Source organism: Croceicoccus sp., assembly GCF_983967925.1.
Genome location: NZ_CFETID010000009.1, coordinates 65,867 through 87,423, shown reverse-complemented (window position 1 = coordinate 87,423; position 21,557 = coordinate 65,867). Strand labels below are relative to the sequence as shown.

Below are 21,557 nucleotides of genomic sequence, written 5' to 3'. Positions count from 1 at the left end.
TCAGCTGGGCCCGGGGCCGCCGCGACCGGGCATGAAGCGATAGGTGATCCGGCCCTTGGTCAGGTCATAGGGCGTCAGCTCGACCAGGACTTCATCGCCCACCAGCACGCGAATCCGGTTCTTGCGCATCTTGCCGGCGGTGTGGCCCAGGATCTCGTGATCGTTTTCCAGGCGCACGCGGAACATCGCATTGGGGAGAAGCTCCACAACCGTGCCACGCATTTCGAGAAGTTCTTCTTTCGCCATGCCCGGGCGCCAGGCGCCCATCCTTTCAATCGAATTGTCAGAAAAAAAACCTGCGGCCCCATAGCCGTGCCGAGCGGATATGGAAAGCCCGCAGTTATATTTCAACGTCGCCGCGGGTTGCGTGAGGCGGTTCGCCCAACGCCATTTGCGGCAATGAAATGACAAAAGACGCTTTTTCCCTTTCGCGACGCGGATCGAAAGCGCGCGCACCGCATTGCGACATAATGATACATCGGGCGACTTGGCCCGCACCCGCGATGCCGTGCAATCCCATCATATGAAAATCAGCTATCCCATCCCCGGCGCTAGCGTGCCCCGTGCCAGCATGCTCGCCCTTGCCGCGATGCTGGCCGGTCCCGCCTCCGCAGCCGAACTGAACACGGACAGCGTTGGGACATCGGAAAGCCAGCCTGCAGAGGATATCGAGGTCGATGACGACGCGTCGGACGACATCATTGTCACCGCCCCGCAGGTCGATCGCCGCCGGGTCGACATACCCCAGACCCCCGTCGCCGTGCTGGACGAGGACGAGATCCTGAGCATCGGAGCAAGCTCGCTGGTCGAACTGCTGGAGGAGCTGGCGCCGCAGACCGGGTCGGGGCGCGGCCGCGGTTCGGGCGGGCGGCCCGCGATCCTCGTCAACGGGCAGCGCGTGTCCGGCTTTCGCGAACTCCGCAACTATCCGCCCGAAGCCTTGGCCAACGTCGAGATCCTGCCCGAGGAGGCCGCCATCCGCTTCGGCTTTCGCCCCGACCAGCGCGTGATCAACTTTATCCTGAAGGAACGCTATGCGTCCAAGGGGATCGAGCTGGAATATGGCGTGCCGGGGGACGGCGGCTATCACACCAGCGAGATCGAGGCGTCGCTGCTGTCGATCAGCGGGCCCAACCGCTTCAATCTGGCGTTCGAGGGCGAGAACAGCTCGATGCTGACCGAAGGCGAGCGCGGCGTTTCGTCCTATGGCTTCGACCCGGTGTTCGGCGACGTCAACCCGGCCGACCTCCAGTCGCTGGTCGCCGACACCCGCGATCTCTCGCTCAATGGCGCATGGACGCGCGGGCTTGGCGAGGATGGCGGCGACGGTTCGCTGACGGTCAACGGCACCGTCACGCGCAGCGATTCGCTGTCCTTGCGCGGACCGGATACGGCATTGTTGAGCGATGCCAGCGGCGCAGCGGCACAGCGGGTGCTGGTTTCCGAGGCCCTGGGCCGCGGCGCGCGGTTGCGTGACAGCCGCTCGGCCGGGTTCGAGGTGGGCACGACGTTCAACAAGCGGATCGCCGACTGGGACCTGACCGTCACGGGCCGCTGGACGCATGACGATACGGTGTCGCGCAGCACGGCGGCGACCGATGTTTCGGCGCTGCAATCGGCGGTGTTGGCCGGACAGATCGGCATCGACGCGCCGGTGGACGATCTGCTGGCCTTCGTCCCTGACCAGCGGTCGAACGCCAGCTACTCGAACACCGAGGATGCTACATCGCTTGCGACGCTGACGGGCCGTCCCCTGTGGCTGCCTGCCGGACAATTGGCGGTGACGGTGCAGGCGGGGTTCGACTGGTCGAATATCGACAGCCGCAGCACGGATAATCCGGGTTTTGCGACCGATCTGACTCGCGGCGATGCCAATGGCGGTTTCACCTTGGGCATTCCGCTAACCAGCCGCAGGGACGACGTGCTGGCGGCGATCGGCGATATCACGCTGGACCTGTCGGGCGGAGTCAACGATCTGTCGGACTTCGGCACGCTGTACAACTGGAGCGCGGGGCTGAACTGGTCGCCGTTCGAGAACCTCAACCTGCAGCTGAGCCACATCTACACCGAACGCGCGCCAAGCCTGAGCCAGCTGGGCGCGCCGCAGCTGGTGACCAGCGGAGCCACCATCTTCGACATCGCGACCGGCCAGACCGCCGTGGTGGACATCATCACCGGCGGCAATCCCGACCTTGTCGCCGAGAAGCAGCGCGACTGGAAGATCGGGCTCAATTACGACCTGCCCTTCTTTCGCCGGTCGAACGTGATCGTCGAATATTACGACGAAAGCTCGACCGATGTGTCGAGCGGTTTTCCCGCGCTGACCCCGACCATCGAGGCGGCCTTCCCCGGACGCGTGGTGCGGGATGCCGAGGGCAATCTGGTCAGCATCGACCAGCGGCCCGTGACCTATGCGCATCAGGACGGCAGGCGGCTGCGTTATGGTTTCGACATTTCGGACCGGATCGCGGGCAATGATGACGGCCAGCGCGGCGAAGAACGCGGCGGCGGCGGTCCTCCCGGTTTTGGCGGCGGACGCGGCGGCGGTCACTGGGGCCTTGCCGCCTATCACACGGTGCGTTTCGAACAATCGGTGCAGATCGCCGATGGCACGCCGGTGCTCGACCTGCTGGAAGGCGAATCGCTGACCGCCACCCCCGTCGCGCGGCACGAGGTGGAGCTGTCGGGACGCGTGTTCTATGGCGGTTTCGGTGCGCGCCTCTCGGGCAATTATCTCGGCGGGGCGAGCATCGACGGCGGATCGGACGGCGGCACCTCGCTGGATTTCGCGCCGATCGCGACCGTCGACCTGCGGCTGTTCGCCGATCTGGAACAGCAGCAGAGGCTGGTCGAGGCTGTGCCGTTCTTCAAGGGCAGCCGCCTGTCGCTGTCGATCGACAATATCTTCGACGCACAGCAGCGCGTGACCGATGCGAATGGCGATGTGCCGGTCAACTACCTGCCCGACTTCATCGACCCCGCAGGCCGCTTCTTCGAGGTGGAGTTCCGCAAGCGGTTCTAGCGCGGCGGCGCACGGTTTCACGCGCGCTTTGCTTTTGCGCCGTGCTTCCATTATAGGCCGGACCGTAACGCCCCGGCCGTGTCCGCGCCCCGCCAAGACGGGACCGGTCAGACCGGGGCTTGGTGTTTTCCGCCCCCGCCTTCCACCCGGCGGATCACGGGCGCAGCTTGAAAGCGAAGTCACGATGTCGCGTCGCCGCCAGATCTACGAAGGCAAGGCCAAGATCCTTTACGAAGGCCCCGAACCGGGCACGCTGATCCAGTATTTCAAGGATGACGCGACCGCGTTCAACGCCCAGAAAAAGGGCACGATCAACGGCAAGGGCGTGATCAACAACCGCATCAGCGAGTTCGTGTTCACCCGCCTGTCGCATATCGGCATCCCGACCCATTTCATCCGCCGCCTGAACATGCGCGAGCAGCTGGTCCGCCAGGTCGACATCATCCCGATCGAGGTGGTGGTGCGCAATGTCGCGGCGGGCTCGATCTCGAAGCGGCTGGGCCTTGAAGAGGGCGAGCCGCTGCCGCACACGCTGCTGGAATATTACTTCAAGGACGATGCGCTGGGCGATCCGCTGATCGCGGAAGAGCATATCGCCTGCTTCGGCTGGGCCTCGAACGAGGAGATGCAGGACATCTCTTCCATGGCGATCCGCATCAACGACTTCATGTGCGGCATGTTCGCCGCGGTCGGCATCCGGCTGGTCGATTTCAAGCTGGAGTTCGGACGTCTGTGGGACGGCGATTACAGCCGCGTGATCCTGGCGGACGAGATCAGCCCCGACGGCTGCCGACTGTGGGACATGACCACGGGCGAGAAGCTGGACAAGGACCGCTTTCGCCGCGACCTCGGCGGCGAGGAAGACGCCTATCAGGAAGTCGCCCGCAGGCTGGGCGTACTGCAGGACGACGGGCCGAGTGAGGTGTTCGATATCAACCATCATCGCAAGCTGCGGGGAAAGAAATAAGGGCCGCAGCGTAACAATTTGATGGGACGAGGATTGCAGAAAAAGATCGCCGGAACCGGCGGCAGGATGGTGGGTCGCCGGGCAGGCCGGATTGGCTGATCGCATTCGCATGCCGGTTTGGCGGGCGCGTGCGCTTTCGGGCGTGCTGGCGCTGGGCCTGCTGGGCGGGTGTGCCGTGCCGCTCGCGCCTGTTGCCCCTCCCGCCGGGCAGCCCGCCGCCCCTCCGGCCCCCGCGCCGGACAGCGTCAACCGCAGCGGATATCCCAAGCCCGAAACCGCGCTGGCCCAGACCGATCTTGAGCCTGATACCGCGATCCGCTGGGGCCGGCTTCCCAACGGGCTGTTCTGGGCGGTCCGGCCCAACGGCACGCCGCAGGGCACCGCGGAAATCCGTCTCGCCTTCGATGCGGGATCGCTGGACGAGGCCGACGACGAGCGCGGTTTTGCCCATTACGTCGAACACATGGCGTTCAACGGATCGACCCGCGTCGCCGAAGGGGAAATGATCCCGCTGCTGGAACGTGCCGGTCTGGCGTTCGGCGCGGACACCAATGCATCGACCGGGTTCGAGCACACGATCTACCAGCTGCGCCTTCCGCGCACCGACCCGGAGCTGCTCGACACATCGCTGATGCTGATGCGCGAGGTGGCGAGCGAGCTGAACTTCGACCCGCAAGCCGTCGAGCGCGAGCGCGGCGTGCTGCTGGCCGAACGGCGCGACCGGGCCAATTACCAGTTGGAGGACGCGCTCGACCGGTACCGCTTCGAAACGCCCGATGCGCGCTATGTCGATCGCTGGGCGGGCGGCACGGTGGAGACGCTGACCGCTGCCGACGCCGCGGAACTGCGCGACTTCTGGGCGTCGCATTACCGTCCCGGCAATGCCGCGGTCATCGTGGTGGGCGACCTCGACCCCGATGCGGTTGAGGCCGCGATTGCCGAGTATTTCGGCAATTGGCAGCCCGCCGCCCCGCCGCCCGAACCGCGCGATTACGGCGCGGTCGATTTTGCCCGTCCGGCGAGCGAATCCATCCATCTGCATCCTGCGCTGTCCGAACGCTTCACCGCCTTCGCACTCGCCCCTGCCGAGAACGCGCCCGATACGGCGGAGGAACGCCGCGCGACGATCCTGCGCCAGATCGGCTATGACGCGATCAACCGGCGGCTGACCCGGCTGGCGCGGCAAGCGAATGCGCCGTTCAAATCGGCGGGTTTCGGCACCGGCAATGTGTTTCGCGACGCGCGGATCACGCGGCTGATCGTCGACAGTGTGGATGGCCGCTGGAACGACGGGCTGAAGGCCGCGGCCGCCGAATATCGCAGCGCCATCGAACGCGGCTTTTCCGAGGCCGAGATCGCAGAGCAGCTGGCCGAACTCGACGAACGCTATGAAGCCGCCGCGGTCAGCGAGCCGACGCGCACCAATGATTTCATGGTCGACCGCATCCTGCGCTGGGTGGGCGAAGGGCGCGTGCCCACCACCGGTCCCGAGGCTGCGGAACGCTATTTCGCGATGCGGGACGAGATCACGCCCGATGCCGTGCTGGCCGCGATGCGCGAAGAGGCCGTCCCGCTGGACGACACGGCGCATATCCGCTTTCGCGGCCGCACCGCGCCCGAGGGCGCAGAGCAAGGTCTGCGCGAGGCATGGACCGACGCGATGCAGGCCCCGCTGGCCGAGGAAGTCGCGGTCGAGCGCGTGCCTTTTGCCTACACCGATTTCGGCACGCCGGGCAGAGTCGTGTCCGACACGCGCGAACCTTTGTTCGATGTGCGCACGGTGCGTTTTGCCAACAATGTCCGGCTGAACGTCAAGCAGACCGATTTGGCGCGCAACCAGGTTCTCGTGCGCATGACGATCCCGGGCGGCAAGCTGCTGGAGACTCGCGAGGCGCCCAATGCGGTCGAACTGGCCTCGCGCATTCCCGCCAGCGGCCTTGGGGAACATGACGCCGATACGCTGGAATCGATCCTTGCCGGTCGCCGCGTCGGTTTCGACTTCGGCGCGGGCAGCGATGCGTTCCTCTCGACGGGCAGCACGCGGGCCGAGGATCTGGAACTGCAATTGCAGCTGATGGCCGCGCTGATCACCGATCCCGGCTGGCGGACGGAGCCGATGACGCGCTTCCGCAACGCGCTGCCCGATTATTTCGCGCGGCTGCGCGCGACGCCCGGCTCGGCGCTGGCCAGCGGGCGCGGCGGGGTGATCAGCGACGGCGACCCTCGCTTTACCCAGCAGGAGATCGGCGATTATCGCGCGCTGGATTTCGAAAGGCTGCAGCCCGTCATCGACCCCAGCCTTGAAAGCGGGCCGATCGAGATTGCCATCGTCGGCGACGTGGACGAGGACCGCGCCGTGGAACTGGTCGGGCGCACGCTGGGCGCGCTGCCCATGCGCGAGACGGAGTTTACCCCCAATCCTCAGGCGCTGGAACGCGGTTTTACCGACCGGCGTGGCCCCGTGGTGCTGCGGCATGAGGGCGAGCCGACGCAGGCGCTGATCGAGATGATCTGGCCCACCACCGACGACAGCGACGCCGTGCAGGAAATCCGCATGGAACTGCTGGAGCGCGTGGCCCGCATCGCCGTCACCGACGAATTGCGCGAACGTCTGGGGCAGGCCTATTCGCCGCAGGTTAGCAATTCGATGAGCAAGATCTGGCCGGGCTGGGGCACGTTCTCGATCCGCGCGCAGGTCGAACTGGCGCAGCTTCCCGCCGCGCGCGCCGCGCTGGCCGCCACGGTCGAATCGCTGCGCAGCGAACCGATCCCCGACGATCTGGTGGAGCGTGCCCGCGCGCCGCTGATCTCTGCCTATGAGAACCTGCTGAAATCCAATGCGGGCTGGCTTGCCATCGCCGACCGCGCGCAGAGCGAGGGAGACCGGCTGGAGCGAATCGCCAATGCCAGGGACCGCGCCGCCGCCGTGACCGCCGCCCAATTGCAGGAGGAAGCGCGCGAGTGGCTCGCCCCCGGACAGGCGGTGGAGTTCCTCGTCGTGCCCGAAGACGCGCCGTCTCCCGCTCCATAGGCCGATTCCATAGACACTTGAGCCCGCAGCATGCTTGCGCCCGCGCGCATCTCGTCATAGGGGCTGCGACAGGCTGAACCCCGTAATTTTGCAAGAAGGTCACCGTTCATGAAGGTGCAGGTCCATGTTTCGCTGAAACCCGGCGTGCTCGATCCGCAGGGCCGCGCGATCCATCACGCGCTGGAAGGTCTGGGTTTCGACGGCGTCGCCGATGTGCGCGTCGGACGCGAAATCGCGCTGGAAGTCGCCGACGACACCAGCGACGAGGCGCTGGACGAGATGTGCCGCAAGCTGCTGGCGAACACGGTGATCGAGAATTACCGCGTCGAGAAGCTTTCCTGAAGTAAATCGGGCTGACCAAGGAACCCTGACCGATGGCTTTTACCGCTGGCGTCATCACCTTCCCCGGTTCGAACTGCGACCGCGACATGGCCGTCGCGATCGAGCAGGTTTCGGGCAAGGCACCGCTGCGCATCTGGCACGGCGATGCCGAATTGCCGGACAACATCGACTTCGTCGCGGTGCCGGGCGGGTTTTCCTATGGCGATTACCTGCGTTCGGGCGCGATGGCGGCGAACAGCCCGATCATGCGCTCGGTCATCGCGGCGGCGGAGCGCGGCGTTCCCGTGCTGGGCGTGTGCAACGGGTTCCAGGTGCTGACCGAGGCGCGGCTGCTGCCCGGCGCGCTGATGCGCAATGCGGGCATCCGCTTCGTCTGCCGCACCGTGCCGCTGGTGGTCGAAAACGCCTCCAGCCTGTTCACGCAGGGCTATGACAAGGGGCAGACGATCCACATTCCGGTCGCCCATCACGACGGCAATTATTTCGCGGACGAGGACGTGCTGGCCCGCCTTGAAGGCGAAGGACGCATCGCGTTCCGCTATGGCGAGGCGGTCAACGGATCGTCCTGCCAGATCGCGGGCGTGCTGAATGAAAAGGGCAATGTGCTGGGCATGATGCCCCACCCCGAACGCGCGATCGAGCCCGAGCAGGGCAGCGCCGACGGCCGCGCCCTGTTCCAGTCGGTGTTCGAGGCGCTGGCGGTCGCCTGAACGGCCCCCGACAGTTTCTTCCCTGATGCGGCGGGCGTGCTTTCACATTGGCCTGCCCCCGGCTTGGCGATCCGTGCGATCTGCGCCATATTGGCGGCAAGCATCAGCAAATAGGGAGAACGCCATGCACAGGATCGCCGGCCTTGCCGCCATCGCCGCTTTCGCACTTGCCGGATGCGAACCGGCCGAAGAACCCGTCGCGCCCGCAGCAGAGGAAGAAAGCCTCTCGCCCGCCGAAACCGCGATGATGGCGCCCGACGGCCTGCCTTTTTACGGCGTGTTCGAACTGACCTCCGCCGATGGCGAGACGAGGATCATGCGCAACGTCAAGGAAGACGGCACGCTGGTCGACGTGGTGTCCGAGGGCGATCCCGTCCCCGGCACCTGGACGACCGACGCCGAGGGCAATTTCTGCGTCACCATGCAGGGCGAGGCGGACGCCACCTGCTATATGAACGCGATGACCGATGGCACCTGGACCGCGACAAGCACCGCCGATCCCGCGCAAATCTGGACGGTCGAACGCGTGATGGGATCGGAAGTGCTGCCGACCGAGGCTGCCGGCTGATCGCGAACGCCAGCCCGATGCGACTGGCCGCCGCCCTCGCGCTGTTCCTGACCTTTGCCGCCGCCGGCTGCAATCAGGAGCCGCGCGAGGACGCGGCGCAGGCGCCTGCTGAACCGCCAGCGTATCCCGCCGCCGACGGAGGCCCCGCCACCGGACGGTTCGAGATCAGCTCTGGCGATGGCGGCGCGGTGATGGTGCAGGAGGTGCGGCCCGATGGCACCTATCGCAACTTGCGCGATGGCCGGATCGTCGAAACCGGCACATGGACCATGCCCGAACCCGGCCTGTTCTGCACCGCCAGCGAAAGCGGCACATCCTGCGACGAGGAAAGCATCGCGCCCGACGGCACGTGGATCTCGGTCAATGTCGAGGATGCGGCGGTGCGCTGGATCGTGCGGCGGCTGGAGGAAACCTCCGAACCACCGGCGGCGTGAGGGTTCTTACCAGACGGGGCCGACGCTGGCCCCCGCCACGGCCTTGTCCAGCATGTCGAGCGCGCTGTCGATGTCGCTGGCGACCAGCAATTGGGCGCGGCGTTCCCTGCTCATGAACCCTTCGGCCTGTATGCGGTCGCAAAACCGGATGAAGTCCTGCCAATAGCCATTGGTGTCGAGCAGGCAGAACGGCTTGGCGTGATAGCCGAGCGCGTTCCACGTCCACGCCTCCATCAGTTCGTCCAGCGTGCCGATCCCGCCCGGCAGGCACAGGAAGGCATCGGCCAGCTGCGTCATCTTGGCCTTGCGCTGGTGCATGTCGGCGACCTGGTGCAGTTCTGTCAGCCCAGTGTGCGCCACCTCGAAACTGTGCAGCGCGTCGGGGATCACGCCATAGGCCTTGCCGCCCGATTCCAGCACGGTATCGGCGATGATGCCCATCAGCCCCAGCCGTCCGCCGCCATAGACGAGGTCGATGCCCCGCTCGGCCAGCGTGCGGCCCAGATCGCGCGTGGCGGCGGCATAGTCGGGGTTCTGGCCCATGCCCGACCCGCAATAGACGGCAAGGGAAGAAAGTGCGCCCATGTTCAGATCTCCATTCGCTTGAGCGGGCGGGCGCCGACGTGGCCCAGTACCGCGGCGGCATTGCGGGCGCCGACGTCGAGGCTGTCGGATATGTCGCGCCCGGCGATCAGCGCGGCGAGGAAACCGGCCGCGAACTGGTCGCCCGCGCCGGTGGTGTCGACGATGGCTTCGGGCCTTGCGGCAGGGCGCTCGATTTTCTCACCCCGCCACATCGCCGTCGCGCCCGCCGCGCCGCGCGTGATCACGGGCAGCTTTACCAGATCGGACAGGAAGCGCATCGAGGCATCGAAATCGTCGACGCCCGACATCAGCCTTGCCTCGTACTCATTGGCGAACAGCACGTCGACGCCGCCGTCCTGGACCAGTTTCAGGATCGTGTCGCGCCGGCCCGGCAGGGCGATGCTGTCGGACAGGGTGAAGGCGATGCGGCGCCCCTCGGCGCGGGCGATCTCGATCGCGCGCAGCATGGCGCGGCGGGGCGTTTCGGGCCCCCACAGATAGCCTTCTAGGAAGAGCGTGTCGCAGCCTCGGATCGCATCTTCGTCCAGCGCATCGGGCGTCAGCCGGTGGCTGGCCGCGGGCGAGGTCTGCATCGTGCGCTCACCATCCGGAGTGACGAGGATGAAGCAGCGGCCCGTCGGCGCGTCGCCGATCGGCGGCGTGTCGAACGCGATGTCGAGATCGGCCATGTGCCGCTTGAACAGACGGCCCAACCGGTCGTCGCCGGTCTGCCCGATGAAGCGGCAGCGTATGCCCAGCGCCGCCGCGCCCGCAAGGCTGTTCGCCGCCGATCCGCCGGGCACTTCCTCGACCGCGCCGCTGGCGTCCATGGCCGCGGCCAGCCCTTGCGCCTCTTCGTCCGCGAGCAGGCGCATCGTGCCTTTCAGCACGCCGCATTCGACCAGGAAATCCTCGTCCCGGCGCGCCAGCACGTCGACGATCGCATCGCCCAGCGCGACGATCTGGGCCGGTTCGCCATTATCGTGGGCGCCGGTCATGAAAGATTGTCTCGCATAATCATGGGTGTGCCTGCGCCGTTAGCGGTAAGCGGCGCGGCGGGTCAATCGCCTTGCGACGGCGCGATTGGCAGTGATCGGAAAAAGCGATCACAAAATCCGGCAGAAAGCAGGAAACCCGATTTGTACACGGGCGTTTGAGCCCCATATCCTATGTTAATTACGGACCAGGAGGACACATCCATGGGTGACAATGCAAAGAAGGCGCTGATCGACGGTTTGAACGGGCTGCTGGCAGACCATCTCGCGCTCTACATGAAGACCAAGAATTTTCACTGGCACGTGAAGGGCCCGCAGTTCCGCGAACTTCACCTGCTGTTCGACGAACAGGCTGCCGAGATCTTCGGCAATGTCGACATCATCGCCGAGCGCGTGCGCAAGATCGAGGGCACCACCCTCACCTCGATCGCGTCGATCATGGAGAAGACCAAGGTCGAGGATCAGCACTCCGCCGATCTGGAGGCCATGGACATGGTCAGCCAGCTGCGCGACGATAATGCGCAGATGGTCAAGACGCTGAAGGAATTGAAGGAACTGGCCGAAGAGGCGGGCGACAATGCCACCGACGGCCTGATCGACGACTGGACCGACCAGGCCGAGGAGCGCACCTGGTTCCTCGCCTCCACTCTCGGCTGATCTGAATTCCCCGAACGAGGGCGACCGTCACAGCGTTCCGCTGGCGGTCAGCCCCACGCCGTTGCGCCGTTGCTGGAAACCCATATCCAGCAGCGGTGCGGCCATGTCCGGCGGCAGGCCGACCAGCGACATGGTCGCCGTCCATTGCCCGTCGGGAGCGACCCGGAAATCGACCCGCTCCGATCCCGAAGGCCCGGTCATCGGCACGATCAGCGAACCGTCCTCGCAGCGCGCTTCGCCCGAGAGCACCGTTTCGGCATCCATCATCGCGCCCATCGCGGGCACCACCAGCCCCAACGTCCCCGATGCGGACACGCAGCTTCCGCCCGCCATCTGAGCGGAAAAATCATTCATGGTAAGCGTACGGACCGGCAGCGGCGCCATCGTCCCGCCCAGTGCCAGCTCCCCGCTCGCGCCCGTAATCGCAAATCCGCCGCCGTTGCCGCGAATCCGCGCGGTAAAGGGACGCGCGCCGGGATAGTCGGGCCTTTCCAGCGCGAATTGCGCCCGCCCGATCAGCAGGGGAAGCGGCATCAGATCGACTTCCATCAGGCCCAGCGGCAACTGGCCCAACTGCATCTCGCCCACCAGACCGTCCCAGGCCACACCCTCGACCGCCTGCGCCTTCAGCGTTCGGCCCGGCGGATCGGCCCAGCCCAGCACCAACCGCAGCGGCAGCATGACCAGCAGCGCAAGCAGCACGCCGAGCCCCAGCACGACCACCGACAGGCGGGTCAGCCGCTTGTCGCGAATGAAGATCCAGCGTCCGATCATGGCGCGATCCTGCGCAGCGAGGCATTGAGCGCCACCGAACCGTCGGCGGCGGGCGTGATCGTCACCTGTTCGGCCACGATCCCCTCTGCCGACAGCGCGTCGAGCAGCGCCAGCGCGGCCCCCGGCGCGGCGGTCGCGACGCTGATCTGCGCGCCGTCATTGCCGCGCGCCGTATTGGCCTGCAGCACCAGCCCCTGGACATCGGCGGCGGCGGCCACCGCCTGCGACACGGGGCCGCTGCCCGTCGGTGCGGCGTCGGGCGCGCGGTTCAGCGCATCCAGCCTTGCCAGCACGCGCGAGGAGGCGAACACCGCCTCGCGGTGCCGCGCATGGGCATCGTCATGCGCCGCGCCCAGCGGCAAAACGATGCCGTAGATCGCGATCACCAGCAGCGCGAGCACGCCTGCGATGCCCACCAGCCAGCGCTCGCGCCCCGACAATCCGGCGAACCAGTCGCGCAAGGGTTGCAGCATCGCGGTCATGGCGCGCGCACCGTGATGTCGACGACGGTCGCGCCGGTCGCGTCCTCGGCGGTTTCGGGCGGCACGGTCACTTCCCAGCCATCGGCCTGCAGCGCGATCAGCATGCTGTTGATATCCTCCACGCGCGGGGCGGCGGCGCGAATGGCCAAGGTGCCGTCGCCCTGCCAGCTGAGCGTGCGCAATTGCACATTGGGCAGCGGCTGCATCGCAGCGAACACCGCCGGGGTCACCGCGTCAAAGCTGGCGCCCCCTGCCCCGCGGCGCAGCAATTCGCCGTTTACCTGCGCCTCTGCGCTGGCAAGGTCGGTCACGGCAGGAAAACGCTGCTGCGCGGCGGCCAGCGCCTTGTCCTCAAGCGCGTTGCTGTCGAGTTCGAGCCGCACGATCTCCACCACCAAAATCAGAAAGCCGAGCAGGGCCAGCACGGCCGCCATGCGCGCCAGTTGCGCCCAGTCGGGCAGGCGGAAGAACGACACGCGCGGGCGGGCGTATGCCCCCTGCCGCAGGTCCAGCGGCGGATTGCGCCACAAGGCCGCCAGCCGGTCGGCCAGAAGGTCGGCGCCGATGTCCAGTCGGGTCGCACCGGCGGCCAGCGCGTCGACCATCTCCGCCTCACCCGCAAAGGCCGCGTCCTGCGTTCGGGCCAGCAATTGTCCGCCGATCTCGCCCTGCGCGACATCGCCGTTCGAAGGCGCAGGCAGCACCAGCGCGGCCGGCACCAGCGCGTCGGGGTTCAGCCCCGCAGCGGCCAGTTCGGCCAGCCACAAATCCATATGCCCCTGCGTGACGCGGCAGGTCAGCACATGATCGCCCTCTGCCGCCGCCGCGACATGGGCGGGTTCGGCGGAAGACATGCCCGCAGGCGAAAGCCGGGCAGCCGCCACTGCCTGCGCGGCAGGCATGTCGCCGCGCGGCGCGATCCGCACCGGCGCATCGAGCGCAGGGACCAGCGCCGCGACGCGCATGTTGTCGGTATCGCCCCAAGGCGCGTCATCGCCGGGTATGTGGCGATGCTCGCTCTCCAGCCCGGTATCGGACACGCGCCACCAGCGCCACGGATCGCGCGGATTCTCGCCCAGCAGGACGATCAGCCCGTCAGGACCAACACCCTCATCCATGTCGGGATCGGGCAGGCTGGATCGGAAACGCGCCATAGGGATCGTCAGCCGACGATATCCGCATTCTCGCCTTCGCCGCCGGGCTGGCCGTCGGCCCCTAGAGAATAGACGTCGAAGGCTTTGCCGTTCGCGCCGGGCACGCGGTACTGGTACGGACGGCCCCACGGATCGGTCGGCAATTCCTTGATATACCCTCCCGAGCGGTAGTTCTGCGGCATCATCAGATCGGCGGGCGGCGTCACCAGCGAATTCAGCCCATCCGACGCACCCGGATAGGTCGCGGTGTCGAGCCGGTACATTTCCAGCGCCTGGTTCAGCGTGGCGATATCGGCCTCGGCCTTGACCACCATCGCCTTGTCCTGGCTGGGCAGCACGTTGATGATGACGACGCTGGCCAGCAGGCCGATGATGAACAGCACCACCATCAGCTCGACGAGGGAGAAGCCGTTGCGCTTCCGGTTCGGGCGGCGACTCTTGGCGCCATTTTCGCGGATGTCTTCGGGGGTCTGGGTCATGATCTCAAAGTCCGGTCAGTTCCTGCAATTGCAGGATGGGTAGCAGGATGGCGAGGATGATCGTGGCGACCACCGCGCCCATCAGGATGATGATGGCAGGTTCCAGCAGCGCCATGGCGGCGGCGGTGAAGCTGGCGAATTCGCGTTCGAGATACTCACCCGCGCGTTCGAGCATGGGGCCAAGCTGGCCGGCCGCCTCTCCGCTGGCGGCGAGATAGACGAGCAGCGGCGGAAAGGTCCCTGCCTCGCGCATGGCGGTCGACAGCGAGGTGCCCGCGCGCACCTTCTCGGTAATGGTCTCAAGCGCGCGGCGCTGCACCGCGTTATGCACCGTGCGGCTGGCAAGGCGCAGCCCGTCGACCAGCGGCAGGCGAGCGGCGATCATGGTGGACAGCGTGCGGGCGAGCGCGGCGGCATGCATGTCGCGGATCAGCCGCCCGACGAAGGGCGTCTTCAGCAGCAGCGTATCGAAGCGCAGCTTGAACGGCGGGCTCTTCATCGCGCGCAGGAATCCCAGAATGCACAGCGCGATGACCAGCAGCAGCACCCACCACCAGGCCGACAGGAATTCCGACAGGGCGATCACGATCCGCGTCAGCAGCGGCAACTGGCGCGAGGCATTGTCGAACTGTTCGACAACGCGCGGCACGACGGACACCATCAGCCCGGTGACCACCGCCACCGCGACCAGCGACAGAATGATCGGATAGGCGAGCGCGGCGATGATCTTGCCGCGGATCTCGGCCTGCGATTCAAGGCTGTCGGCCAGGCGTTCGGCGATGCTGGGCAGGCTGCCAGAATTCTCGCCCGCCGCGATCATCGCGCGGAAGACCGGCGGAAAGCTCGCCTCCTCGCGCCGCAGCGCCTCGGCCAGCGGCTGGCCTTCGACGATGCCCGCGTGGACATTGGTCAGGATCGCGCGCGCCTTGTCCTTTTCGGTCTGGCGGCTGATCGTGCGCAGCGCTTCCTCAAGCGGGCTGACCATCATCAGCGAGGACAGCTGACGCGTGAACAGCGACAATTGCTTGGTGGTCAGCTTGCGGCCCAGCAGCGGCAGGGTGAAACCGCCCGCCTTGGCGGGAGCCGTACCGACCAGCTTCTCGTCCACGCGCAGCACGTGCCAGCGGCGCTTCGCCAGCTGTTCGCGCGCGGCGCTGGTGCTGGCGGCATCGACTGCCCCGCGCCTTTCGCGTCCCTGCGGATCGACCGCGAGATAGGCGTATTTCGCCATTACGGCTGCTCGTCCTCGCGCCGGGCGACGCGCGCGGCCTCGGTCGCGGAGGTCACGCCTGCCAGCACCATGCGCCTTGCCGCGCGCGCAAGGCGCTGGCCGCGGCGTTGGCCGTCCGCGGTCTTGCCGAAGGCGTAATCGGCTATGCGCTCCTCGTCCGCGTTCTCATGGACCATGCGGCGGATGGTGTCGTCGATGCGTACCGCCTCGTACACGCCGATGCGGCCGGTATAGCCGGTTTCGCCGCATTGCTTGCAACCGACCGGTTCGAAAACCGTCCTGCCCGGCTTGATGCCGAGGATCGTGCCCAGCGCCGGGTCGATCTCCGCCTCGCGCTTGCAATGCGGGCACAGGCGGCGGACCAGACGCTGCGCGATCACGCCGCGAAGGGTGCTGGCCAGCAGGAATGGTTCGACCCCCATGTCGCGCATGCGCGTGATCGCGCCAATGCTGTCGTTGGTGTGCACGGTGGACAGCACGAGATGCCCGGTCAGCGAGGCCTGCACCGCGATGTCGGCGGTTTCCTTGTCGCGGATTTCGCCGACCATCACCACGTCGGGATCCTGCCGCAGGATCGCGCGCAGCCCTGCCGCGAAGTCCAGCCCGACCTTGGCATTGACCTGCGTTTGCCCCACGCCGTCCACAGCGTATTCCACAGGGTCTTCCACAGTCAGTATGTTGCGCTGCCCGTCGTTCAGGCTGCGCAGACCGGCATAGAGCGTCGTGGTCTTGCCCGAACCGGTCGGGCCGGTGACCAGCACGATGCCGTTCGGTTCCTTCAGCGCGCGTTCCAGCACCTCGCGCGCCTTGTCGTCGAGGCCGAGGTCGGTGAGCGTCAGCCCCGCATTATCCTTGTCGAGCAGGCGCATCACCACGCGCTCGCCCGCGCGGTTCGGCAGGGTCGATACGCGCACGTCGACCAGCTTGCCGCCCAGCGACAGGCCGATGCGCCCGTCCTGCGGCACGCGGCGCTCGGCAATGTCGAGCCGGGCCATGACCTTGATGCGGCTGACCAGCACGGGCGCGACATGCGGCGGCATGCGGAGCTTCTCGATCAGCACGCCGTCCTCGCGGAAACGGACGACCAGCGCCTGTTCGTAGGGCTCGATATGAATATCCGACGCGCCCTCGCGCAGGCCCTGCGCGATCAGCCCGTTGATAAGGCGAATGGCGGGCGCGTCGTCTGCGCTGTCGAGCAGATCCTCGGCGCTGGGCAAGCCCATCATATCGGTGTCGGACGCAGCCTCGAACCCCATCTGGTCCGCCGCCAGCGATCCCGCGTCGCCATAGGTTTCAGCCAGCAGCGCCTCGAACCGCTGAGGCTCCACCTTCTCCACCCGCAGCGGACGCCCGAAACGGCGGCGCAGGTCGAGCAGCACCAGCGGATCGGCGGATTGGCGCATAGCCAGATGCTCGCCCGCCTCGTCCTCCACCAGCAGCACGCCATTGTCGCGTGCCTCGGCATAGGTCAGGCCGGTCGCCACGCGGTCCGACACCACGGACTCCGCGGGCACGAATTCTCCCTTGGCGAACGACACATCGTCCGTCAGCGGAACATCGGCGTGAGGATCGGTGGCCATGGCGCTGTTCTACTGCTGCGCGGTCGCCGGGGAAACTGTCGAGGCCGGAACCGGCGTGGTCGCGATCGGCGCGGGGGTGATCACCGTGTCGCTGGGCGTGACCGGCATCGTCGGCGGCACCGCGCCCATGTAATCGATGACCAGCTCGTCGATCGCCGGTTCGCGGTCGGGATCGAAATTGACCTGCGCGCTGCGCACCGCGCCATAGCGGCGCGCGGTGACGGCCTGACGATCCGCCGCGGTCCGCAGGATCGTGGGGCGGATGAAGACCATCAGGTTTGTCTTCACATGGCTCTTGCCGCGCGACTTGAAAAGCTCGCCGATGATCGGGATATCGCCCAGCAGCGGCACTTTTTGAATCGTGCGCCGCTCATTATCGTCGAGCAGGCCGCCCAGCACCAGGATCTCGCCATTGCCGACCGTGACGGTGGTGGCGATCTCGCGCTTGTTGATGATCAGCTCGTTGAAATCGTCCGACACCGGCCCCGCGATCGAGGACACTTCCTGCCGCAGGTTCAGCTTGATCTCGTCGCCCGCGTTGATCTGCGGGGTGACGTCCAGTTCGATGCCGACGTTCTGGCGCTGGATCGTGCGGAACGCATTGTCGAAATTGTCGCCCAGCGCCTCGCCGGTGGAAACGGGAATTTCCTGCCCGAACAGGATCGAGGCGGGGACGTTGTCGTTCGTGGTAATATGCGGGGTGGACAGGATGTTGGAATCCGAATCCTCCTGCACCGCATTGATCAGCACGCCCAGATAATTGTCGCCTCCGAACTTGGTGGCATAGCCGCCCAGCCCGCCGCGCGTGCCCAGCGCGGCCTGCACTGCATTGGTCCGCAGAAGGTCGGACACGGCGCTATTGGTGCTGGTGGTGACGACATCGCCATTGATGACGGTGGTCGTCTCGTCGATCTCGTCCGCCAGCAGCCCGCCCGCCAGATCGATGATATTGGGCGCGACATTGGTGAAATTGGTGATCGCGAAGGGCACATCCTCGCCCCCGATCAGGAATTGCAGGCCCAGTTCGCGCGCGACCGAGTCCGAAATCTCGACGATGATCGCCTCGACCAGCACCTGATCCTGCCGCACGTCCAGCTGACGCACCAGCTCGGCCAGCTGACGCTGGGTGTTGACGGGAGCCGAAATGACGATGGCGTTCGCGCCGGGATAGCGGGTGATGACCGCCGTGCCGCGGCCGCCCGACAATTCGATCACGCCGCCGCCCAGATTGCCGTCGCCTGCCGCCGCATTATTGATGCTGCCCATGGGCGCACCCTGCGCGCCGTCGGCGCCGAGGCTGGCGAGGCCGCTGGTGCGCTGCACCGTGTCCATCGATTGCGGCGTATAGCTGCCCGATCCGCCGATCAGCTTTTCCAGCATCGCGACCATCGCGCTGGCATCGGCATAATCGAGCCAGATCACCTTGATCTCGCTGCCCGCCGCGGCGCGGTTGTCCAGTTCGCGCGCCATGGCCGCCAGACGGCTGAGCGTCGCCTGATCGCCGCGCAGCAGCAGCGAGTTGGAGCTGTCGACCGCGACCACGCTGGCGAGCGAACTGGCACCGCCCTGCCCTTGTGGGATCAGCTCTGTCAGGGCGGTCGCGATCTCGCGCGCGCCGGCGTGGTTCAGCGCGATCATCTCGGTCGCGCTGTTATCGGTGTCGATCTGCTGAAGCAGCGCGCGGATGCGGCGCAGATTGTCGGCGTAATCGACGATCACCAGCGAATTGCCCGCGCGGTTCGCGGTGATCGACCCTTCCGGGCTGACCAGCGGCTTCAGCGTGTTGACCGCCTGCTCGGCCTCCACAGCGCCGAGGCGCACCACGTCGGTCACCATCTGGTTGCCCGGCGCGCCCTGGCTGCCCACGCGGCTGGGTTGCGAGGCGGCATTGGCGGCGGGCTGGATGCGGAACGCGCCGTCGGCGGTCGGCACCGCGACCAGCCCGTTGGCGCGCAGGGTCGACAGGAACACCTCGAAATATTCGCTGCGGGTCAGCGGGCGGTCGGACACCACCGAGATCTTCTGGTTCACCCGCCCGTCGACGATGAAGGTCCGCCCCGTCACCTGCGCCGCATCCGCGACAAAGGTGCGCACATCGGCATCGCGCATGTTCAGCACATATTGCGCATGCGCGGGCGTCACGCTGGCGCAGATCGCGATGGTGGATGTCAGAGCGGCGGCAAGCGCCTGATTGAAAACACGCATTAGGGTGCCACCGTTATATTGACCGGAACCTCGCGGCCGTCGCGGCGGACGGTGAGGGAAACCTGTGAGCCGGGCGTGAACGCACCGGAAAGCTGTGCCGCCTGCGAGGGCGAGATGATGCGCTGGCCGCCCATCGCGACCACGACATCGCCGTCGCGCAGGCCTGCGGCGCGAAACACGCTGCCGTCGCCTGCCGCTGCGACATTGAGGCCCGCGAAACTGCCGCCCTGTTGCGAGGGGCTGAAGGATACGCCGGTGCGCAATTCGGTCGCCGTGATCCGGTTGGTGCCCGAAGGTGTCGGCGGGGCCGCCTGTTCGGGCCGGACGGCGGGCTGGATCGACGGCGCGGGCTGCGACTGGTCGAGATAGAGCAATTCGCGCGATCCGCCCCGGCTGAGCACGACATGGTCGAACTCAAGCGCGCTGAGCGTGACGCCGGGGGACACTTCCTCGCCGATGCGGTAGATCTGCTGCTCGCCGTCGTTGTCGGCGATGATCGCCATGCCCGCCCCCGTCGCCGCATTATAGCGGATGCCATAGACCGTCAGCGGCAGGTCGGTGATCGTCTCGACCGGCCCCGCCTCGGCCATGGCGACCGGCGCGTTGCGGTTGAAAGGATCGAAACCGGTCATCAAAGCGCTGCGGGCGCCGGCCGACATGGTGCGGACGCTGGCGGGCCGCCATTCGCCCAGCGGCGACACCGGCGTCGCGATCATCCAGAACAGGCGCGCGGCGGCGATGACGATGCCGGCAGCCAGCAGCCACCACAATACGTCATGCAACGTCCACCCCCGCAGGCGAGGACCGCTCTGGCCTAGGCGACCGAATCGCAAGCTGTTCATCCCACCCGTCAAATCCAAGGCGTCCAGACCTATTGGCAACGCGGCTTTTTCACAAGCGCCGCGCACCTCGCATATACGGCTGTTTCAGGGCGGATCGTCCCTGGCCCCCGGCCGGACTCAGATAGCCGCCGTCACGACCGATGACGCCAATGTCTCGGTTTTTTGACAAATTCGTGTCAAATGCGGGATTATCGTTCGAATGCCATGGCGATTTGAAATGCGATGGAACCGTTCCTGCCTCGCCAAATGCGTGTGGCCGGTCTATGGCCCGCTGCCATGTCCAGCGCGAACGCCACGATGACCGGTCCCCGGACCGCCCCCGAAGCTGCGGCAGAACCGGACGCCGCGGTCCAGGCGGGTGGCCTGCGCATCGCGCTGTTCAGCGGCAATTACAACTATGTGCGCGACGGGGCGAACCAGGCGCTGAACCGGCTGGTCGGCTATCTGCTGCGGCAGGGCTGCGACGTGCGCATCTATGCGCCCGAAGTCGCCGACCCCGCGTTCGAACCGACCGGCACACTGGTCGGCGTGCCCGCCCTGCCGATACCGGGACGCAGCGAATATCGCTTTCCGCTGGCGCTGTCGCGGCGGGTGCGCAAGGACCTCGGCCGGTTTGCACCGCATATCGTCCATGTCGCCAGCCCCGACGTGGTGGCGCATGGCGCGGTCAGATGGGCGCGCGCGCGCGGCATCCCCGTGCTGGCATCGGTGCATACGCGGTTCGAGACCTATCCGCGCTATTACAACCTTGGCTTCATCGAACCCGCGCTCGTGTTCGGGCTGCGCCGTTTCTACAACCGCTGCGATGCGCTGGTCGCGCCGTCGGAATCGATGGTCGAACTGCTGCGGCAGCAGGGGATGAACGACGATGTCTCGCTGTGGACGCGCGGTGTCGACAGGACGATCTTCTCACCGCAGGCGCGCGACATGGCATGGCGCCGCTCGCTGGGGATCGCGGACGAAGAGCCGGTGATCGGCTTTCTCGGCAGGCTGGTCATGGAAAAGGGGCTGGACGTCTTCACGGACGCCTGCGCCGAGCTTGACCGGCGGGGCGTAGCGCACCGGGTGCTGGTAATCGGCGAAGGGCCCGCGCGCGAGTGGTTCGCCGAACATCTGCGCGGCGGCGTCTTCGTGGGACACCAGACGGGGGCCGATCTGGGCCGCGCGGTCGCCTCGATGGATATGCTGTTCAACCCTTCGGTGACCGAGACATTCGGCAATGTCACGCTGGAGGCGATGGCCTGCGCATTGCCGGTTGTGGCCGCCATCGCGACCGGCAGCGAGAGCCTGGTGCGCGGCGGGGTGTCGGGACAGTTGGTGGAACCGGGCGATATCGACGGGTTTGCCGACGCGCTGGAAACCTATTGCAACGACCCGGCGCTTGCCAGACTGCACGGGCAGGCGGGTGAGGAACGCGCGAGCGATTTCGGCTGGGACCGGATCAATTCGGCGGTGCTGAACACCTATCGCAGGCTGCTGGCCGAAAAGCGCTGAAGGCC

At 66.7% G+C, this 21,557-nt stretch carries 20 protein-coding genes; 9 read left to right on the top strand and 11 right to left on the bottom strand.

The window, feature by feature from the left end:
* A complete protein-coding gene (gene infA / locus AC4FIJ_RS07305) occupies positions 1-246 on the bottom strand; it encodes a translation initiation factor IF-1 (protein ID WP_066771685.1) in 246 nt (81 codons plus the stop codon).
* A 277-nt stretch (positions 247-523) separates the two neighbouring features.
* Between infA and AC4FIJ_RS07300 the strand changes: the two genes are divergently transcribed.
* The 7 genes from AC4FIJ_RS07300 to AC4FIJ_RS07270 all read left to right on the top strand — a co-directional run bounded on the left by AC4FIJ_RS07300 (position 524) and on the right by AC4FIJ_RS07270 (position 9,074).
* Positions 524-3,022 (top strand): TonB-dependent receptor domain-containing protein, encoded by a 2,499-nt coding sequence (locus tag AC4FIJ_RS07300; protein WP_490336049.1) that lies wholly within the window; start codon positions 524-526, stop codon positions 3,020-3,022.
* A 184-nt stretch (positions 3,023-3,206) separates the two neighbouring features.
* A complete protein-coding gene (gene purC / locus AC4FIJ_RS07295) occupies positions 3,207-3,989 on the top strand; it encodes a phosphoribosylaminoimidazolesuccinocarboxamide synthase (RefSeq protein ID WP_490336048.1) in 783 nt (260 codons plus the stop codon).
* A 91-nt stretch (positions 3,990-4,080) separates the two neighbouring features.
* Positions 4,081-7,020, top strand: coding sequence for a M16 family metallopeptidase (locus AC4FIJ_RS07290; protein WP_490336047.1), 2,940 nt, complete (start codon positions 4,081-4,083; stop codon positions 7,018-7,020).
* A gap of 108 nt (positions 7,021-7,128) precedes the next feature.
* Positions 7,129-7,362, top strand: coding sequence for a phosphoribosylformylglycinamidine synthase subunit PurS (gene purS, locus AC4FIJ_RS07285; protein WP_185885348.1), 234 nt, complete (start codon positions 7,129-7,131; stop codon positions 7,360-7,362).
* A gap of 32 nt (positions 7,363-7,394) precedes the next feature.
* Positions 7,395-8,072, top strand: coding sequence for a phosphoribosylformylglycinamidine synthase subunit PurQ (purQ, locus tag AC4FIJ_RS07280; protein WP_490336046.1), 678 nt, complete (start codon positions 7,395-7,397; stop codon positions 8,070-8,072).
* Between the two features lie 124 nt (positions 8,073-8,196).
* On the top strand, positions 8,197-8,640 hold the full coding sequence (locus tag AC4FIJ_RS07275) for a hypothetical protein (RefSeq protein ID WP_490336045.1): 444 nt from the start codon (positions 8,197-8,199) through the stop codon (positions 8,638-8,640).
* Between the two features lie 17 nt (positions 8,641-8,657).
* Entirely contained in the window at positions 8,658-9,074 is a 417-nt protein-coding gene (locus AC4FIJ_RS07270) for a hypothetical protein (protein ID WP_490336044.1), read from the top strand.
* Between the two features lie 6 nt (positions 9,075-9,080).
* On the opposite strand, the gene AC4FIJ_RS07265 is transcribed toward AC4FIJ_RS07270, so the two are convergent.
* Positions 9,081-9,659 (bottom strand): LOG family protein, encoded by a 579-nt coding sequence (locus AC4FIJ_RS07265; protein ID WP_490336043.1) that lies wholly within the window; start codon positions 9,657-9,659, stop codon positions 9,081-9,083.
* 2 nt (positions 9,660-9,661) lie between these two features.
* The gene (locus AC4FIJ_RS07260) at positions 9,662-10,657 is read right to left on the bottom strand and encodes an adenosine kinase (protein WP_490336042.1); all 996 of its coding nucleotides are present in this window, start codon (positions 10,655-10,657) and stop codon (positions 9,662-9,664) included.
* Between the two features lie 201 nt (positions 10,658-10,858).
* Here AC4FIJ_RS07260 and AC4FIJ_RS07255 point away from each other — a divergent pair, with 201 nt between their 5' ends.
* Positions 10,859-11,311: a Dps family protein gene (locus AC4FIJ_RS07255; RefSeq protein WP_490336041.1), complete on the top strand. Its 453-nt coding sequence runs from the start codon at positions 10,859-10,861 to the stop codon at positions 11,309-11,311.
* Positions 11,312-11,338: 27 nt separating this feature from the next.
* Here AC4FIJ_RS07255 and gspN read toward each other — a convergent pair whose 3' ends face one another.
* Genes gspN through AC4FIJ_RS07215 form a run of 8 tightly spaced genes read right to left on the bottom strand, consistent with a single transcriptional unit; the run spans position 11,339 to position 19,998 of the window.
* Entirely contained in the window at positions 11,339-12,085 is a 747-nt protein-coding gene (gene gspN, locus AC4FIJ_RS07250; RefSeq protein WP_490336040.1) for a type II secretion system protein N, read from the bottom strand.
* On the bottom strand, positions 12,082-12,567 hold the full coding sequence (locus tag AC4FIJ_RS07245; protein WP_490336039.1) for a type II secretion system protein M: 486 nt from the start codon (positions 12,565-12,567) through the stop codon (positions 12,082-12,084). The genes gspN and AC4FIJ_RS07245 overlap by 4 nt, the downstream gene beginning before the upstream one ends.
* Complete coding sequence (gspL, locus tag AC4FIJ_RS07240; RefSeq protein ID WP_490336038.1) at positions 12,564-13,721, bottom strand: type II secretion system protein GspL; 1,158 nt, start codon at positions 13,719-13,721, stop codon at positions 12,564-12,566. The genes AC4FIJ_RS07245 and gspL overlap by 4 nt, the downstream gene beginning before the upstream one ends.
* An 8-nt stretch (positions 13,722-13,729) precedes the next feature.
* The gene (gene gspG, locus AC4FIJ_RS07235; protein ID WP_490336037.1) at positions 13,730-14,200 is read right to left on the bottom strand and encodes a type II secretion system major pseudopilin GspG; all 471 of its coding nucleotides are present in this window, start codon (positions 14,198-14,200) and stop codon (positions 13,730-13,732) included.
* Positions 14,201-14,204: 4 nt separating this feature from the next.
* Entirely contained in the window at positions 14,205-15,431 is a 1,227-nt protein-coding gene (gene gspF, locus AC4FIJ_RS07230) for a type II secretion system inner membrane protein GspF (protein ID WP_490336036.1), read from the bottom strand.
* Positions 15,431-17,011: a GspE/PulE family protein gene (locus AC4FIJ_RS07225; RefSeq protein WP_490336035.1), complete on the bottom strand. Its 1,581-nt coding sequence runs from the start codon at positions 17,009-17,011 to the stop codon at positions 15,431-15,433. Before AC4FIJ_RS07225 ends, gspF begins: the two co-directional genes overlap by 1 nt.
* Positions 17,012-17,020: 9 nt before the next feature.
* Positions 17,021-19,216: a type II secretion system secretin GspD gene (gene gspD, locus AC4FIJ_RS07220; RefSeq protein WP_490336034.1), complete on the bottom strand. Its 2,196-nt coding sequence runs from the start codon at positions 19,214-19,216 to the stop codon at positions 17,021-17,023.
* Positions 19,216-19,998, bottom strand: coding sequence for a type II secretion system protein N (locus AC4FIJ_RS07215; protein ID WP_490336033.1), 783 nt, complete (start codon positions 19,996-19,998; stop codon positions 19,216-19,218). The genes gspD and AC4FIJ_RS07215 overlap by 1 nt, the downstream gene beginning before the upstream one ends.
* A 357-nt stretch (positions 19,999-20,355) precedes the next feature.
* Between AC4FIJ_RS07215 and AC4FIJ_RS07210 the strand changes: the two genes are divergently transcribed.
* The gene (locus tag AC4FIJ_RS07210; protein WP_490336072.1) at positions 20,356-21,552 is read left to right on the top strand and encodes a glycosyltransferase family 4 protein; all 1,197 of its coding nucleotides are present in this window, start codon (positions 20,356-20,358) and stop codon (positions 21,550-21,552) included.
* Positions 21,553-21,557: the final 5 nt, after the last annotated feature.